At 72.5% G+C, this 15,365-nt stretch carries 15 protein-coding genes and 1 pseudogene; 9 read left to right on the top strand and 7 right to left on the bottom strand.

From position 1 onward, the window contains the following. Positions 1-36 precede the first annotated feature (36 nt). From F9B98_RS15915 to F9B98_RS06465, 3 genes are all read left to right on the top strand, one after another. A complete protein-coding gene (locus F9B98_RS15915; RefSeq protein WP_191966691.1) occupies positions 37-189 on the top strand; it encodes a hypothetical protein in 153 nt (50 codons plus the stop codon). A 98-nt stretch (positions 190-287) separates the two neighbouring features. Beyond that, entirely contained in the window at positions 288-929 is a 642-nt protein-coding gene (gene pdxH, locus F9B98_RS06460; RefSeq protein ID WP_150954490.1) for a pyridoxamine 5'-phosphate oxidase, read from the top strand. A 194-nt stretch (positions 930-1,123) separates the two neighbouring features. Beyond that, a complete protein-coding gene (locus tag F9B98_RS06465; protein ID WP_150954494.1) occupies positions 1,124-2,284 on the top strand; it encodes a GTPase family protein in 1,161 nt (386 codons plus the stop codon). Here the strand turns inward: F9B98_RS06465 and nagA are convergent. Further along, a complete protein-coding gene (gene nagA, locus F9B98_RS06470) occupies positions 2,268-3,398 on the bottom strand; it encodes an N-acetylglucosamine-6-phosphate deacetylase (RefSeq protein ID WP_150954497.1) in 1,131 nt (376 codons plus the stop codon). The two genes, F9B98_RS06465 and nagA, sit on opposite strands and share 17 nt — an antisense overlap. Next, positions 3,395-4,165 (bottom strand): glucosamine-6-phosphate deaminase, encoded by a 771-nt coding sequence (locus F9B98_RS06475; protein ID WP_150954500.1) that lies wholly within the window; start codon positions 4,163-4,165, stop codon positions 3,395-3,397. Before F9B98_RS06475 ends, nagA begins: the two co-directional genes overlap by 4 nt. Positions 4,166-4,292: 127 nt before the next feature. Between F9B98_RS06475 and F9B98_RS06480 the strand changes: the two genes are divergently transcribed. Then, positions 4,293-4,952 carry a HEAT repeat domain-containing protein gene (locus F9B98_RS06480; RefSeq protein WP_150954503.1) on the top strand — a complete coding sequence of 220 codons (660 nt, stop codon included), beginning with the start codon at positions 4,293-4,295 and terminating at the stop codon, positions 4,950-4,952. Positions 4,953-4,959: 7 nt separating this feature from the next. Here F9B98_RS06480 and F9B98_RS06485 read toward each other — a convergent pair whose 3' ends face one another. Continuing rightward, positions 4,960-6,027, bottom strand: coding sequence for a serine/threonine-protein kinase (locus tag F9B98_RS06485; RefSeq protein WP_191966692.1), 1,068 nt, complete (start codon positions 6,025-6,027; stop codon positions 4,960-4,962). A gap of 278 nt (positions 6,028-6,305) precedes the next feature. Between F9B98_RS06485 and F9B98_RS06490 the strand changes: the two genes are divergently transcribed. From F9B98_RS06490 to F9B98_RS06495, 3 genes are all read left to right on the top strand, one after another. Beyond that, positions 6,306-7,499 (top strand): acyltransferase family protein, encoded by a 1,194-nt coding sequence (locus tag F9B98_RS06490; RefSeq protein WP_191966693.1) that lies wholly within the window; start codon positions 6,306-6,308, stop codon positions 7,497-7,499. A 9-nt stretch (positions 7,500-7,508) separates the two neighbouring features. Further along, entirely contained in the window at positions 7,509-7,655 is a 147-nt protein-coding gene (locus F9B98_RS15920; RefSeq protein WP_191966694.1) for a hypothetical protein, read from the top strand. Between the two features lie 322 nt (positions 7,656-7,977). Next, positions 7,978-9,465, top strand: coding sequence for an SDR family oxidoreductase (locus tag F9B98_RS06495; RefSeq protein ID WP_191966695.1), 1,488 nt, complete (start codon positions 7,978-7,980; stop codon positions 9,463-9,465). Positions 9,466-9,620: 155 nt separating this feature from the next. On the opposite strand, the gene F9B98_RS06500 is transcribed toward F9B98_RS06495, so the two are convergent. The 3 genes and pseudogenes from F9B98_RS06500 to F9B98_RS06510 form a co-directional block, all read right to left on the bottom strand. Continuing rightward, a complete protein-coding gene (locus tag F9B98_RS06500) occupies positions 9,621-10,031 on the bottom strand; it encodes an NUDIX hydrolase (protein ID WP_150954512.1) in 411 nt (136 codons plus the stop codon). A gap of 113 nt (positions 10,032-10,144) precedes the next feature. Next, positions 10,145-11,473, bottom strand: coding sequence for an FtsX-like permease family protein (locus tag F9B98_RS06505; RefSeq protein WP_150954515.1), 1,329 nt, complete (start codon positions 11,471-11,473; stop codon positions 10,145-10,147). Between the two features lie 233 nt (positions 11,474-11,706). After that, a pseudogene (locus tag F9B98_RS06510) lies at positions 11,707-12,393 on the bottom strand (ABC transporter ATP-binding protein); the annotation flags it as partial. A gap of 129 nt (positions 12,394-12,522) precedes the next feature. Between F9B98_RS06510 and F9B98_RS06515 the strand changes: the two are divergent. Further along, positions 12,523-12,828, top strand: a complete 306-nt coding sequence (locus F9B98_RS06515) for a hypothetical protein (RefSeq protein WP_150954521.1) — start codon at positions 12,523-12,525, stop codon at positions 12,826-12,828. A 515-nt stretch (positions 12,829-13,343) separates the two neighbouring features. Here the strand turns inward: F9B98_RS06515 and F9B98_RS06520 are convergent. Then, entirely contained in the window at positions 13,344-14,000 is a 657-nt protein-coding gene (locus F9B98_RS06520) for a hypothetical protein (protein ID WP_150954524.1), read from the bottom strand. A gap of 125 nt (positions 14,001-14,125) precedes the next feature. Here F9B98_RS06520 and F9B98_RS06525 point away from each other — a divergent pair, with 125 nt between their 5' ends. Further along, positions 14,126-15,343 carry a HupE/UreJ family protein gene (locus F9B98_RS06525; protein ID WP_150954527.1) on the top strand — a complete coding sequence of 406 codons (1,218 nt, stop codon included), beginning with the start codon at positions 14,126-14,128 and terminating at the stop codon, positions 15,341-15,343. Positions 15,344-15,365 lie beyond the last annotated feature (22 nt).

Below are 15,365 nucleotides of genomic sequence, written 5' to 3' on the forward strand. Positions count from 1 at the left end.
GGATCGGGGCATGAGCATCACCTCGAGGAAGCCTTGATGGCGCGCGCTCCGTGGAACCGTCCGGGTGAGTCGGCGCAGACGCGTCGGCTCCGCATCGCGATGTTCTGGACGGCGGTCGTTCTCGTTGTGGCTGTCGTCGCGATCCTCGTCTACTTCGTCGTGCGATCGGCGGGGATCGCCGGGCTCTGAGGGGCGCGCACCGTCAGCGCTGGTCCCTGCGCGCGTCGCCTCTGTCATCGCCGGGCCGCTCTACGCTGATGGTCCAGCCACCCACCGGAGGACCCGCGATGACCGAGAACCCCCTCGCCCACCGGCTCGAGTACCGGCTCGACGAGCTCGACGACAGCGCGCTCGCCGCCTCGCCGGTCGAGCTGCTGCACCGGTGGCTCGACGAGGCCGCCGAGCAGCCCGAGCCGAACGCGATGGTCGTTTCGACGGTGGATGCCGAGGGCCGGCCGACCTCGCGCACGGTCCTGCTCCGCGGAATCGACGACGACGGCGCCCTGTGGTTCTTCACCAACCGAGATTCGCGGAAGGGCCGGGCGCTGGCCGGGAACCCGGCGGTGTCGATCCTGTTCCCCTGGTACGCGCTGCAGCGTCAGGTGATCGTGCTCGGCACGGCCACGCCCCTGCCCGCCGAGCGTGACGATGCCTATTTCGCGTCGCGGCCGCGCGGCTCCCAACTGTCGGCGTGGGCGAGCCACCAGTCCGAGGCCGTGGCATCCCGAACCGCTCTCGAGGAGCAAATGGCCGAGGTGTCGGCGCGGTTCGCTGACGACGCGGTTGTGCCGCGTCCGCCGCACTGGGGCGGGTATCGGGTCGAGCCGCGCGAGATCGAATTCTGGCAGGGGCGCCCGTCGCGGTTGCATGACCGGATCGTGTTCACGCGGGACGGCGACGGGTGGGTGGGGGAGCGGCGGCAGCCGTGAGCGGGCGGCGGGCCGTCGTCCGCGAGATGACACGATCGGCGCGAGATCACGCGTTCCGCGAGGGCCTAACGGGTGCGGTCGACCCGATCGTGTGATCTCGGAGGGCGGGGGAGCGGTCGGCCGCTGTCCAGCCTCGGCCGCCCGGGCGCGACGGATGCGACACTGACGGAGACATACACGAGCGAGGGGGCGCCATGGCCAGGAAAGACGCGAAGCAACCCGACCTCGACGACAAGGCCTTCGTCCAGGCGACGTCCGAGGCGAAGTCGCGCTACGGGCGGTTCAACCTCGCGATCGTCGGCGCCTCGGGCGTCGGCAAATCGTCGCTGGTCAACGCGGTCTTCGGGCGCGACTGGGCGAAGGTCGGGCGCGGGCTGCCGGTCACCCGCGGCGTGCACTTCTACAGCGACGACTCGCTCGGCATCTGGGACGTCGAGGGGTTCGAGATCGGCTCGCCCATCCCGCCCGACCAGCAGCTGCGCAACCACCTCGACGCCATCGCCGCTCACCCCGGCGACCACCAGATATCGGTCGTCTGGTACTGCGTGCGGGCCGCCGACGACCGGCTCACCCCGGCGGACATCGCCATGATCCGTGAGCTCGATGCGCGGGGACTGCCGGTGATCCTCGTGCTGACGAAGGTCGACTGGATCAAGAACCCGATCACCGGGCACCAGGGCGTCGCGAAAGACCTCGAGGCCTTCGTCGAGTGGCTCAACGACCCGATTGATCCGAACACCGGCGAGCGGCTGCGCATCCCGTATCGGCAGGTCATCCTCACCTCGACCCGCGACAAGAACGGGAAGGGCAAGGGGCACGGCCTCGGTGACCTTGTCACGCAGACCCTCGAACTCGCGCCCGAGCGCGACAAGGACGCCTTTCGCATCGCACAGCGACTCAACCTCCCGTGGAAGAGGGAGATGGCGCGGCCGATCATCGCCGCGGCGGCCGCAGCGGCCGCGGGAGCGGCGACGGTTCCGCTTCCCGTCTCTGATGCGGTCACTCTGGCGCCGATTCAGCTCACGATGATGGGCCGCATCGCCGCGATTTACGACCTCGAGGTCAAGACGATGCTGTCGGCGGGCGCTCTCGCGCAGTTCGGCGTGCAGGTCGCGGGCCGGGCGCTCGCGACGAGCTTCCTCAAGCTCATCCCGGGCGCCGGGATCGTCGTGAACGCCGCGGTCGCGGGTGCCCTGACGGCGGCGACGGGGGAGAGCTGGCTGAAAATCTGCGAGCTCCTGCACACGGGGAAGATCGACGTGCGCAAGCTCGATCAGGAGTGGGCGAAGTACGCGCCGAGCTTCATGGACGTCGCGCGCAAGCTCGTGGAGCGGCGGGTCACGAAGAAGGGCTGAGCCACACCCGCTGCACACGCCAGTCGGCGTCCCACGCGACCAGGTCGGCGCGCATTCCGGGCTCGAGCAATCCCCGCGTGGAGTCGCCCAACGCCGCAGCGGGCACCGCGGTCGCCGCCCCAACGGCATCCGAGGCGCTCAGGCCCAGGGAGACGACAGCCGTACGCACCGCGCGGTCGAGGGTCAGCGTGGAACCCGCGATCGTGACGCCGTCGCCGAGCAGCGCGCGTCCGTCGGCGACGTGGACGTCGAGCTCCCCCAGCCGGTAGGTGCCATCGACGTGGGCGGCGGCGGCCATGGCATCCGTGGTCAAAGCCACCCGGTGCGGCGCCGCGGTCAGCAGCATGCGGGCGACGGCGGGATGCACGTGCACGCCGTCGAGGATGAGCTCGAGGGTGACGCGGTCGTCGTCGAGAGCGGCCGGCACGGGCCCGGGCTGGCGGTGGCCGATTGCGGGCATCGCATTGAGGGCGTGGGTCAGCAGGGTCGCACCGCGGGCGATCGCCTCGCGCGTGAGGGCGTAATCGGCCTCGGTGTGCCCGATGGCGACGCGGATGCCGTGGGCCGTGCACCGCTCGATCGCGTCGAGCGCCCCGGGAAGTTCGGGTGCGAGGGTGATCTGGCGGATGAGGCCGGGCTCGGCGGAGAGCACGAGGTCGAGGAATCGCTCATCGGGGACCGTGAGCGCTGCGGGGTCGTGCGCTCCGCGCCGCGCGGGCGAGAGGCACGGGCCCTCGAGATGGACGCCCAGGATGCCGGGATCCGACCGCCGTGCGATCTCGACGTTGGACAGCTGCCGCCGCAGAACCCCGAGGGGGGACGAGACGAGGCTGACGAGCGTGGCCGTGGTGCCGCGGCGGCGATGGGCGGCGACGCCGGAGAGGATGGCATCCGTCCCGTCGTCGAACGCGTGCCCGCCGCCGCCGTGCACGTGCAGGTCGATCAGGCCGGGCGTGAGCGTCGCCCCGGCGAGGTCGAGGCGCTCCTCCGCGTGAGGGGGTGCTCCCGAGCCCACCGCGGCGATCAGCCCGTCACGCACGTGCACCCACGCGTCGGGCAGGTCACGCCGTGCATCGACCACCCGCGCGCCGGTGAGCAGCAGGTCGGCGGTCATGCCGTGGCGATCTCGCGGTGGTCCCACGCGAAGCGGTAGTAGTCGCGGTGCTCGAGCTGGGCGGCGGCGGCTTCGTCGACGATGACCACGGCCCGGCGGTGCAGCTGGATCGCGGATGCCGGGCACGACGAGGTCAGCGGACCCTCGACGGCCGCCGCGACGGCGGGGGCCTTCGCCTCCCCGAACGCGAGCAGCACGAGCACTCCGGCGTCGAGGATCGTGCCGATGCCCTGCGTGAGGCAGTGGGTGGGCACATCGTCGACGCTGTCGAAGAAGCGCGCGTTGTCGGCCCGGGTGGCGGGAGTCAGCGCCTTGAGGCGTGTGCGCGAGGCGAGCGAGGACCCCGGCTCGTTGAAGCCGATGTGTCCGGTGCGGCCGATGCCGAGGATCTGCAGGTCGATGCCGCCGGCGGCGGCGATCGCGGTCTCGTAGCGCTCGCCGGCCTCGGACAGCGGGCCGTAGTCGTCGCCGGGCACCCGCACGAGAGCGGGGTCGAGCCCGAGGGGAGCGACGATGTCACGGTCGACGACGGCGCGGTAGCTCTCGGGGTGTCCGGCGGGAAGGCCCACGTACTCGTCGAGCGCGAAGCCGCGCACGGCCGAGAGGTCGAGCGAGCGCTCGGCCAGCGCCGACCACACCGCGAGGGGCGTCGATCCGGTGGCCAGGCCCAGTGTCGGGTCGCTGCGGCGGCCCAGGACCTCGACGATGAGGTCGGCGGCGATGCGGCCGGCATCCGCCTGGTTCTTCACGATCGCGATCTCGGTCATGCGGGGGCCTGTCTGCGGGGGAAGGGGGTCCAGCCAGGATGTCAGGCCGCGGCCGCGCGCGCCGACGGTGAACATAGAACGCCGTTCGCCCCACCCCACCTCGCGGCGTGAAACGCTGGAGAGCACCATGACCGACCCCACTCCCGCCGACCGCCTGCGCGCGGCCCTCGAGCACTCCGACGCCTCGGCCCGGCTGCAGGCCGCGCTCGCCGCGGGGACGCGGCCCGACGATCGCTACATCGACGTGCTGGTCGCCCGGTGCGCGGTCGAGACCGACTTCTTCGTGCGCGACATGCTGACCTGGGCCCTCACGCGGCACGATCCCGCGCGCACGGTCGCCGCACTCCTGCCCGAGGTGGCGTCCGAGATCCCGCAGGCGCGCAGCCAAGCGCTGCACACCCTGTCGAAGATCGGCGACCCCGTCGCCTTCACGGTCATCACCCCGGCAGTCCTTCGCGACAGGCACCCCGAGGTGGCCCGGGCGGCCTGGCGGACGGCATCCGGTCTCGTTCCCGACGACCAGCACGAGAACCTCGCCGAGGAGCTCTCGACCCAGTTCGGCCGGGGCGACCACGACACCCAGCGGAGCCTGAGTCGGGCGTTCGCCGCGATCGGGTTCCGCGCCGAACCGACCGTCGAACGCGCCGCGGCCTCTGCTTATGACGTCGTCAGCGCGCACGCCCGCGCCACGGCGATCATCATGGATGATCCGGATGCCGACTTCGCCGCCGCCGCGGTCGAGGCTCGTCGCCTCGTGGCCCAGCGCGCGCTGCCGGTCGAGGAGTGACCCGCGCTCAGCGGTAGTGCGTGACCCACGCCCACAGCGGAGAGCGGCGACGGACCGAGGTCGCGCGAGCCTGGTGCACGGCGCGGAGGGCGGTCACGAGCTCGGGCGCATCCGCAACAGCGGGGGTGGCCTCCGCGCTCTCCGTCGCCGCGCCAGCCGCCCGCCCCTCGAGCTCGCGCGCGAGATCCGACACCTCGGCCGCCGTCGGACGCGCCGCGGGGTCGGGGTCGGTCATCGCGGTCAGCAGCACCTCCCAGCCGTACCCGAAGCCCTTCGGCACCTCGGGGTCGTAGTCGAGAGGCGCGAGCACGAGCTCCTGCATCGCTCCGCCGCTGAGCGGCCCGTCGGCCGTGAGCATCTCCTCGGCCAGCAGCCCCAGGGCGTAGATGTCGGATGCCGGGGTCGCCGGCTCGCCGTGCAGTCGCTCGGGCGGGAGGTATTCGGCATCCGGATGCGTCTGCGCGGAAGTCGGGCGCGCGCCGAGCACCTGCGTCACCCCGAAGTCGGCGAGGACGGCGGTGTAAGGACGGGAGGCGGCGCGCTCGGGACGCAGGAGCACGTTCGACGACTCGAGGTGCTGGTGCACGATGCCGACCGCGTGGATCGCGGCGAGACCGTCGGCGGTGTCGCGCAGCAGGCCCGCGGCGAAGTCGGGGGCGAGGGCTCCGTGGGCGTCGAGGTGCTGGCGCAGGGTCGGCCCGGGGATGAACTCCATGACGAGGTAGCCGTGGCCCTCGTGCGTGAGGTGGGCGTCGTACAGCGTCACCAGCGAGGGGTGGTCGAGGGCTGTGAGGATGCGCGCCGCCGCGAGCCGGCGCCGCGGGCGCGAGGCCTCGACCGGGTCGAGGGGGAAGATCTTCACCGCCACGTCGCGCGCGAGCACGTCGTCGCGAGCGCGGTACACGGTTCCCTCGACGTCGGACCCGAGCGGCTCGATCAGACGGTACCGCCCCGAGAAGGCACCGCCGAGCGACGGCAGCGCGGTCGCATCGGTGAGGACGATGGGACCGTCGGGCCGGTGGCTCTGCGGGGCGGGCTGAGACAGGGGGACTCCCTCGTGCGGTGCTCGGGACACGGTGGCGACCGGCGGCACGGATCGACACGGGTCGACCGACACTGGTCGCGCTGGGGCCAACGCTAGTGAGCGGGCCGCATCGGCGCAGACCGATGGCGCGGCCGTGCGCGGGGGTCCATAATGGACGACCGTTTCGCGACAGGAGCCAGCGCCCCCGCGTCAACCCCCGACGCTTTCAGGCGTTTCTTGATCCGCGACGAGTACCTTCTGGCGAGTCGGTGTGGACTCGTGCGCCCGCACGGGTCACCCGCGCCGACGCCAGCGACCAGACGGAGGCGATGACCATCAGTACGATGACGGCTTCCGCCCCTCGCGTCGCCCCCGCGGCATCCCGCCCCGCGAACCCCGCCCGTCACCTGCCCTCGCTCACGGGGCTGCGCTGGGCGACGGCGATGCTGATCTTCGGCCACCACCTCATGGCGGTCGAGTACTTCGGCGGCACGGCCGGAACCGTCTGGGGCTTCCTCTTCGAAGCCGGCAAGACCGGCGTCACCCTCTTCTTCATCCTCTCGGGCTTCGTGCTCGCCTGGGGACACAAGCCGCACCAGAGCGCCGGGTCGTTCTACTGGCACCGCTTCGCCCGCATCTACCCCCTGCACGTCGTCGGGGTGGGACTCGCTCTGGTCGCGGCGGCGACCCTCGTGCCCGAGATCCGCGCCGACGGACCCGCACCCGTGGTCGCGAACGTCTTCCTCGTCAACGGCTGGGTGCCCGACTGGTGGCAGGCCGGCAACCCCGCGAGCTGGTCGCTCGTGTGCGAGGCGTTCTTCTACCTGAGCTTCCCGTTCCTCATCCGCCCCCTCGTGCGGTTGTCGGCGCGCGGTCGCGGCGTCGTGGTCGTGGCATCCCTCGTGCTCGTCGCCCTCGCCCCGCAGATCGCCGCGATCTCTCCGGTGCCGATGTCGTCGGCATCCACCCCTCTTCTCCGCCTGCCCGAGTTCGTGCTGGGCGTCACCCTCGCGCTGGTGATGAAGAGCGGGGCCTGGATGCCGTGGAAGCTGCGCTACACCCTCCCGCTCGCCGTCGCGGGCTACGCCCTGTCGGAGGCGCCCCCGATCCCGGGCACCGACATCCACCCGGGGCTCGCCGCGACCGTCGGATCCTTCGCCCTGCTGGTGGCCTCGCTCGCCGCGGCGGATGCGCACGGACGCTCGACGTTCCTGGCCCGGCCGCTCTGGCAGGAGCTGGGGCGCGTGTCGTTCGCGTTCTACCTCGTGCACCTGCTCGTGATCGCGTCGGTGTCGTCGTCGTGGCCCGACGGGCACCCGCAACTGCCGTGGCGGCACGCTCTGCTGCTCGCGCTCGCCGCCTTCGCCATCGCGCTGGCCATCGCGTGGGTGCTGCACCGGGCGGTCGAGATCCCGGCGCAGAAGTGGCTGCTGCGCCACGACCGGTCGCGGCACGTGTCGGAGGGCACGGGGGCCGCGGTCGGGGGCACGGCGCCGGTGGCTGTCTCGGCTCCTGCTCGCTAGGCTCGCGGGATGTTCGGAGTCCACGCCTTCTACATCCTGCTCATCTGGGGCGTGGCCCTGGTCGTCGTCGCGGCGGCGCTGTATGCCGTGGTGCGCTTCGCCGTGCTGCACGCGCTGAAGGCCCACACGCGCTGGGTCGAGTCCGGGCAGCGCTGACGCGGGGTGGCGGGGTGCGGCGGCCCCGGCGTGGGCCGGTCGCGAGACCGGGCTGCGCGGTGGTGCGTGCGACGAGAACAGGCCGCGCGGTGGCGCGTGCGACGAGAACAGGCCGTGCGACGAGAACAGGCCGATTCGGCGCGGATCGCCCTGTTCCGGTGGCATCCCATGTTCTCGTGACGGCGGGCGACAGGCGGGCGGGCCCCGACGCGCGCCAGGCGGGCGGGGCCTCGGTAGGGGCTGACGGGCGAGAGCCCGGCAGGGGCGGCCCGCGACACGCCCGGCCCACCGCACGTTCAGCAAGGCCTCGGTACACTGCCCCGTGCCCGAAACACTGCTGAGCCCCGACCGCGATGCCGCGCGGTCGACCACCATCGACCCGTTCGAGCTCGAGATCGCGCTGCGCGTCATCGACGCGGCCTCCTCGCTCGACCACGACGACCCCGCCTACATCGCCCTGCGCCGCCAGACCGGCAAGCTCTACAAGGACGTCAAGCGCCAGTCGCGCAAAGAGAAGCGTCAGCGCATCGCCGAGGCCGACCGCGCGGTCGTCGCCGCGACAGCCACAGGCGCCGCCGACCGCATCGACGATGAGACCCGCGGCATCCCGCTGGCCGCCCGCACCTCGATGCCCTTCGCCGGCGAGCTCATCAAGGCCCGCGCCTGCTACATCTGCAAGCAGGACTACACGCTGGTCGATGCGTTCTACCACCAGCTCTGCCCCGACTGCGCGTCGATGAGCCACGAGAAGCGCGACGCCCGCACCGACCTCACCGGCAAGCGCGCCCTGCTCACCGGCGGTCGCGCCAAGATCGGCATGTACATCGCCCTGCGGCTGCTGCGCGACGGCGCGCACACGACCATCACCACGCGCTTCCCGCGCGATGCGGTGCGCCGCTTCTCGTCGCTGCCCGATAGCGCCGACTGGATCCACCGGCTCAAGGTCGTCGGCATCGACCTGCGCGACCCCGCCCAGGTGATCGGGTTGGCGGAGTCCGTGGCATCCGAGGGTCCTCTCGACATCCTCATCAACAACGCCGCGCAGACGGTTCGGCGGTCTCCGGGGGCGTACAAACCCCTGGTGGATGCCGAGCTCGCACCGCTTCCGGACGGACCCCTGCCCGAGCTGGTCACCTTCGGTCACACCAACGACGCGCACCCGCTCGCGCTCGCGCAGTCGGTGTCGGCGCACCCGATCCTCGCCTCCGCCGCGCGCACCGCGGACGAGCTGACCGCCGAGGCGATGGCCGCGGGCTCGTCGTCGCTCGAGCGGCTCGCCGCCGGCACCGCGATCGACGCGGGCGGACTCGTGCCCGACGAGGACCGCATCAACAGCTGGACGCAGCACGTCGACCAGGTCGAGCCCCTCGAGATGCTCGAGGTGCAGCTCGCCAACATGACCGCGCCGTTCCTGCTCGTGAGCCGGCTGCGGCCCGCGATGGCCGCATCCCCCGCGCGCCGGAAGTACATCGTCAACGTCTCGGCGATGGAGGGCGTGTTCGGCCGCGGGTACAAGGGCCCCGGCCACCCGCACACCAACATGGCCAAGGCCGCGCTCAACATGCTGACGCGCACGAGCGCGCGCGAGATGTTCGAGGCCGACGGCATCCTGATGACCGCCGTCGACACCGGCTGGATCACGGACGAACGCCCGCACTTCACCAAGGTGCGCCTCGCCGAGGAGGGCTTCCACGCCCCGCTCGACCTCGTCGACGGCGCCGCCCGCGTGTACGACCCGATCGTGCGCGGCGAGGCCGGCGAAGACCTGTTCGGCATCTTCCTGAAGGACTACAGCAAGGGCAGCTGGTAGGTCGCGGGTACCCGGCTGTTCGAGGCCGCCGTTGGGCCGCCGAGATCACACGATCGGTTCGAGGTCGCACGGAGGCGTGGCGCCCCATCGTGTGCGTTGGGGCGGATCGTGTGTTGTCGGCACGCCGCGGTGCCTCCGGCCCGCCGCGCGGCGGGTCAGCTCGCGGGCAGGAAGTAGTCGCGGGCGAGAGGGGCGATCTCGAGACCGGATGCCGTGGCGGCGGTGACCCAACGGAGCTCGGCGATCTCGGCATCCGGGGTCGGATCCTGATCGCCGATGTCGACGCGGAAGACCTCGGCCACGACCTCGAAGCCCGGTTCGTTCGCCGCGCTCGCGGCGTAGGAGCCGAGGGGCTCGAGCATCTCGGGGTCGACGCGCAGGCCGACCTCCTCGGCGAGTTCGCGCGCGAGCGTCTCGGCGGGGGTCTCCCCGGCCTCGGGCTTGCCGCCGGGTTGCATGAACGCCGTCGTGCCGGCCTTGCGCACGAGCAGCAGGCGGCCGTCGGCGTCGGTGATGACCGCGGCCGAGACGTGGATGCGGCGCGGGGGAGTGGCATCCGGGATCACTGGGGCACGGTATCACTCGCGCGCGGCCAGCCTGAGCGCGTCGAGTGTCCAGAACACCCGGACGTCTCGCGAAATCGTCCGGGTGTCGTGGACACTCACGCGAGAGGGCCGGGTCAGAGCACGCCGCGGCGGAGGGTGGACACGATCGGCCGGGTCGAGGCCAGGGCCGCGGCCACCAGCGCGAAGCCCGCGGCGAAGGTCAACGCGATCGTCAGCACCGACAGCGGCGCGACGACGAGGCTGATGCCGACCACGGGGAACGCGAGCAGCATGCCGAGAACGGCGCCTCCCACGGCAGCCCACCGCAGCGGCACCATGACGGTGATGCGGCGGGCGCGGCGGAGTTCGGCATCCGGGATGCCGAGGCGATCCAGGCCCACGATCAGCTCGCGCTCCTCGAGCACCGACGCCGCCTGCGTCACCCCCACCGCGCACGCGAGCAGCACGAACGCGACCCCGAGGGTCACGAGCACGCCCGTGCGGATGTCGGCCATGAGGGGTCCCGCGTCGCCCGCGACATCGGCGATCGCGAGACCGCAGCCGGCGACGACGGCGATGAACGACACGAGCGCCATGCCCGACACCCGGCGCCACGCGGGCCCGGCGTGGGCGGCGAGCTCGCGACCGGCGACGAGCTGGGCGGCCGTGCGGGCATGACGAGCCATCGCGCGTCCGCGGGCGGCGACGATGGGGGCGCCGATGAGGTTGAGCAGGCCGAGCGCCCCCGCGAAGAGGGCGAGCAGCACCGCGAGGGTGATGGCGGGTCCGAGCAACTGGCCCAGTGCGCCCAGGTTCGACGTGAGCGCCACGACACCGACGATGAGCACCGCACCCACGACGAACGCCGCGGTCCTCTTCGTCGGCGCCTCGCTGCGGGTGCGCACGCCGAGCGGGGTCACGGCGACCGAGCGAAGGCTCGCGGCCGCGCTGATCGCACCGACGAGCACCACGGATGCCAGCACCCCGGCGCCCAGCAGCGGATCCACGACCACGGCTCCCACGCCGACCGGCCCGCCGAAGAACGGCAGGAGCCCCACGGCGGGGAGCAGTGCGGCATAGAGCGCGAGGCCCACGACTGCACCCGCGGCAGCGATCACGGTCGCCTCGAGCACGGTCAGCGACCACAGCTCGCGCGTGCTCGCGCCGAGCAGTCGAAGGGTGGCGAGCCGGTCGTTGCGGCGGCGGCTCGTCAAGCGCGCGGCGGCGGCACCGAGGGTGACCAGCGGCACGGCGAGCAGCACGAGGGCGAGCACGGCCAGGATGCCGTAGAGCCCGTTCTCGGCTCCGGCTCGCGGGTCCACGAGGAACATGCGCGCGCCACCGGCGACGACGAGCAGCAGGGCGGTGGTGACGGCGAACGCGACGACGGGGAGGGCGACCGCCGCACGGCCCTGGCGAGCGGGACGCGAGAGCAGGCGGGCGAGGGGGAGGACGGTGCTCATCGGGTCGCCTCCGTCGAGGTCGAGGTCGAGGTCGAGGTCGAGGTCGAGGTCGAGGCCTGGCCCGGGGCCGGGGCGGCCGCAGAGGCGGGGACGGGGCCAACCCCCGGGGCCGACGCGGGGGCCGGCCAGGCCGGGGATGCGGTCGGTCGGACCGCGGGGGACCGGGGCGCGGAGTCCGCGACCGGCGCCGGCGCGGAGCCGACCGGTGACGCCGGCTCGTCGGCATCCTGAGCCGAATCCCCCACGATCCGTCCGTCGCGCACCCGCACGATCCGTGAGCAGCGGCGGGCGACGTCGGCATCGTGCGTGACCATGACGAGGGTCCGGCCCTGGCCGGTGGTGGCGAGCAGGAGGGCGTCGAGCACCTCCGACGAAGTCGTCGAGTCGAGGGCGCCGGTGGGCTCGTCGGCGAACACGACGGGAGCGCCCGTCACCTGCGCGCGGGCGATCGCGACGCGCTGCGCCTGCCCGCCCGAGAGCTGACCGATGCGGCGGTGCTCGAGGCCCGCGAGCCCGAGGGCGGCGAGCCAGACGGCCGCGTGGCGCTCGGCATCCTGTCGGCGGAGGCCCTTCAGCAGCAGGGGGAGCGCCGCGTTCTCGACGGCGGTGAGTTCGGGCAGCAGCAGGTGCTCCTGGAAGACGAAGCCGAGCGCTTCGCGGCGCACCCGGGAGCGCTCGCTCTCGTTCAACCCGACGAGTTCGCGGGGTGCGGCTCCGGGCGCGCTGAGCACGATCGAGCCCGCATCGGGGGCGATGACGGCCGCGAGGCAGTGCAGCAGCGTCGTCTTGCCCGAGCCCGAGGCGCCCATCACGGCGACGGACTCACCGGCGCGGATCGTGAGCGAGACGCCGTCGAGGGCGCGCAGGTCGCCGTACTGCTTGACGAGGCCGGAGGCGGTGAGGACGGGGGAGGAGGTCATGACTCCATCCCAGCGATCGCGCACCGCGCGGTCGTCCGCCCCCGGGAGGATCCGTGTCGTCCTCGGGATCGATCTGTCGTTCACTCTCCGGTCGCCCCGCGCTCACCCGCGGCCGCCACACTGGGCACCGTGATCCCCCTCAAGGCGACGGCGGCGGTGCTCGTGGCATCCGCCGTCTGGCTCCCCCTGGCCGCGGACGGTGCCGCGCCGAGCGACGACTCGATGGTCATCCAGGTGCAGGTGCCCGCGCGCACGGGCGCCCCGACCACTCCGACGGCGACGCCCGTCTCGAGCTCGGTCCCGGATGCCACGACCCCCCGCCCCGGCACGCTCCCCGCCACGGGGGCCGAGGTCGCGCTGTGGGGTGCGGCTCTGGCCGTCGCGGCCGTGGCGATCGGCGCGACGGTGCAAGCCGCGCGGCGGCGCCGCGCCTGAGGCCCGGGACGCGCGGCATCCACGCCCCCAGGCTCGGTAATTCGCGCAACCTCAGCCCGAATCGGGCCCCGGCAACGGAGGTTGTGAGAATCCCTGAGCCTGTGCTCACGGCCATGCCCGCAGCGGGGGTTCGACTCGCAGCCGCGACGCACCCGATCTCAGCGATTCGCGCAACCTCAGCCCGAACAAGGCGCCGGCGACTGAGGTTGTGAGAATCCCTGAGCCTGTGCTCACGGCTACGCCCGCAGCGGGGGTCCGACTCGCAGCCGCGACGCACCCGATCTCAGCGATTCGCGCAACCTCAGCCCGAACAAGGCGCCGGCGACTGAGGTTGTGAGAATCCCTGAGCCTATGCTCACGGCTACGCCCGCAGCGGGGGTTCGACTCGCAGCCGCGACGCACCCGATCTCAGCGATTCGCGCAACCTCAGCCCGAACAAGGCGCCGGCGACGGAGGTTGTGAGGATTCCTGAACGTGTGCCGCAGAGCGCGAACGCCAGAGCGGGGCCTGAGCGCTCAGTCGATCCAGAGCACGACGCCGCGCAGCCCCGTGAGCACCGCCGCGACCCCCGCCCGCACCGCCGCCCCCGCACGCTCGGGCGTGAACGTCGCCGGGTCATAGGCGGCGGCGGTGCCGAGGCCCTCCCCGCGGTAGGCGGCACCGGTCCAGTCGGCGGCGGTGACGTTCTCGGTCGGCTCGGCGAGCTCGGCGCCCACGATGAGGAACTGCCGGTCGAGGTGGTTCGCCGTGACCGTGGCGAGCGGATCGACGAGCGCGTCGCCCGCGCTGATGATGAGGTCGGGGTTGAGCTCCATCGCGCGCACGGCGCCGTCGATCATGTCGTCGTCGGCGTGCACGACGCGCAGGTCGGCGTGCGTCTCGGCGGCCCAGTCCTGCACGGCGGCCACGAGCGTCGCCGTCGGGGCGTCATCGCCCACGGTCAGCAGCACCACGCGGTAGCCGGCGGGGGCGCTCACGCCACTCCACGATCCGGGGGCGGGCGCGAGCGTCGACTCGGGCGCCGGGGCCGTGGCGGGAGCGAAGCCCGGGGCCGGGGTACCGACAGCCGCGGGTGCGGGCCGCATGGCCGACCAGCCCTCGTCGCTCGCGCATCCGGCCAGCACCGCCGCCACCGCCGTCGCCGCCACCGCGGCCAGGACCCTTCGCTTCACCCCCTCACCCTGGACGGTGCAGGTGGCCCGCAGGAGAACGACGCCCGCACGTTTCGTTTCCGTTCGCCCCACCGCGGGCAACCGTTCACGACCGGAGCGCACCATCTCTCTCCGGAAAGGTGCACATGTCTGTCTCTGTTCGACGCGTCCTCTCGCGCGTCCTCTTCGTCGCCGCCGGGATCGCGGCCCTGCTGTCGCTCGCGGCGCCGGCCTCGGCCCACGGCATCCTGTCGGTCATCTACGCGAAGCTCGAGAGCGGCGGGACCGGAGTCGTCCGCGCCGAGCTGCAGCTCGAATACGACCTGCTCGTCGTCTCGGCCGCCGACGCCGAGCAGGACGACCCGCTCTACCGCGCCGGAATGGCCGCTTTCCAGGACGGGGACGCCACCGCGCAGGCGGCGGTGCTGACCGCGCACCGCGACACGATCGCCCGCTACGTCACCGAGCGCTTCCGGATCACGGCCGCGGGAGACGCGTGCACCCCGCGCATGGACGACGACATCACGATGACGCAGCAGGACGGCGTGCCCTACGCCGTCGTCACGCTCGAGGACACCTGCCCGCCGTCGGAGAACGGCCACGAGGTCACGGCATCCCTCTTCCCCGATGCGGAGGGCTTCGTCACCGACACCAAGACGATCCTCACGTACAGCCTCGACCTGCACGAGGGGAGCACGGTCCTGGATGCCGAGCACCCGTCGTTCACGACCGCTCAGACCACGCTCGAGCGCTTCTGGGAGTTCTTCCGCCTCGGCGCCGAGCACCTGCTCACCGGGATCGACCACATCCTGTTCCTGCTCGCGCTGATCGTCGGATCGAGGCGTCTGCGCGAGATCGTGATCGCGGCGACGACGTTCACGCTCGCGCACTCCGTGACCTTCATCCTCGCCGCGACCGGGGTGATCGTCGCACCCCCCGAGGTGGTCGAGCCGACCATCGCCCTCTCGATCGCGGTCGTCGCGGCCTGGTACCTGTGGCGCCTGTTCCGCCGTGATCAAGCCGATCAGGACCTCTCGCAGGCGCACGGCTTCCTCCGCCTCGATCGCGCCGGCTGGTTGCGCGTGGCGGTGGTGTTCGTCTTCGGCCTTGTGCACGGTCTCGGCTTCGCCTCGGCGCTCGGCATCGACGAGCCCTGGTCGTGGACGCTGCTGTGGTCGCTGCTCGTGTTCAACGTGGGCATCGAGGCCGTGCAGATCGGCATCATCGTGATCGTCTTCCCCCTGCTCGTGCTGCTTCGTCGCCGGGCTCCGCGCGTGGGCATGTGGGTCAGCGCGGCCATCGCGGTGGTGGTCACCGTCGCCGGTCTCGTCTGGTTCGTGCAGCGCATCCTGGGCATCGAGTGACGGGAGTTGGCGCAGCCGATAC

This window comes from Microbacterium testaceum StLB037 (genome assembly GCF_008763945.1).
Lineage (GTDB): Bacteria > Actinomycetota > Actinomycetes > Actinomycetales > Microbacteriaceae > Microbacterium > Microbacterium testaceum_G.

Bases quoted from the DNA above. Each gene is read 5' to 3' on its own strand.
- F9B98_RS15915 (WP_191966691.1), top strand. From the start codon at position 37: ATGGCGCGCGCTCCGTGGAACCGTCCGGGTGAGTCGGCGCAGACGCGT.
- pdxH (WP_150954490.1), top strand. From the start codon at position 288: ATGACCGAGAACCCCCTCGCCCACCGGCTCGAGTACCGGCTCGACGAG.
- F9B98_RS06465 (WP_150954494.1), top strand. From the start codon at position 1,124: ATGGCCAGGAAAGACGCGAAGCAACCCGACCTCGACGACAAGGCCTTC.
- nagA (WP_150954497.1), bottom strand. From the start codon at position 3,398: ATGACCGCCGACCTGCTGCTCACCGGCGCGCGGGTGGTCGATGCACGG.
- F9B98_RS06475 (WP_150954500.1), bottom strand. From the start codon at position 4,165: ATGACCGAGATCGCGATCGTGAAGAACCAGGCGGATGCCGGCCGCATC.
- F9B98_RS06480 (WP_150954503.1), top strand. From the start codon at position 4,293: ATGACCGACCCCACTCCCGCCGACCGCCTGCGCGCGGCCCTCGAGCAC.
- F9B98_RS06490 (WP_191966693.1), top strand. From the start codon at position 6,306: ATGACCATCAGTACGATGACGGCTTCCGCCCCTCGCGTCGCCCCCGCG.
- F9B98_RS15920 (WP_191966694.1), top strand. From the start codon at position 7,509: ATGTTCGGAGTCCACGCCTTCTACATCCTGCTCATCTGGGGCGTGGCC.
- F9B98_RS06505 (WP_150954515.1), bottom strand. From the start codon at position 11,473: ATGAGCACCGTCCTCCCCCTCGCCCGCCTGCTCTCGCGTCCCGCTCGC.
- F9B98_RS06525 (WP_150954527.1), top strand. From the start codon at position 14,126: ATGTCTGTCTCTGTTCGACGCGTCCTCTCGCGCGTCCTCTTCGTCGCC.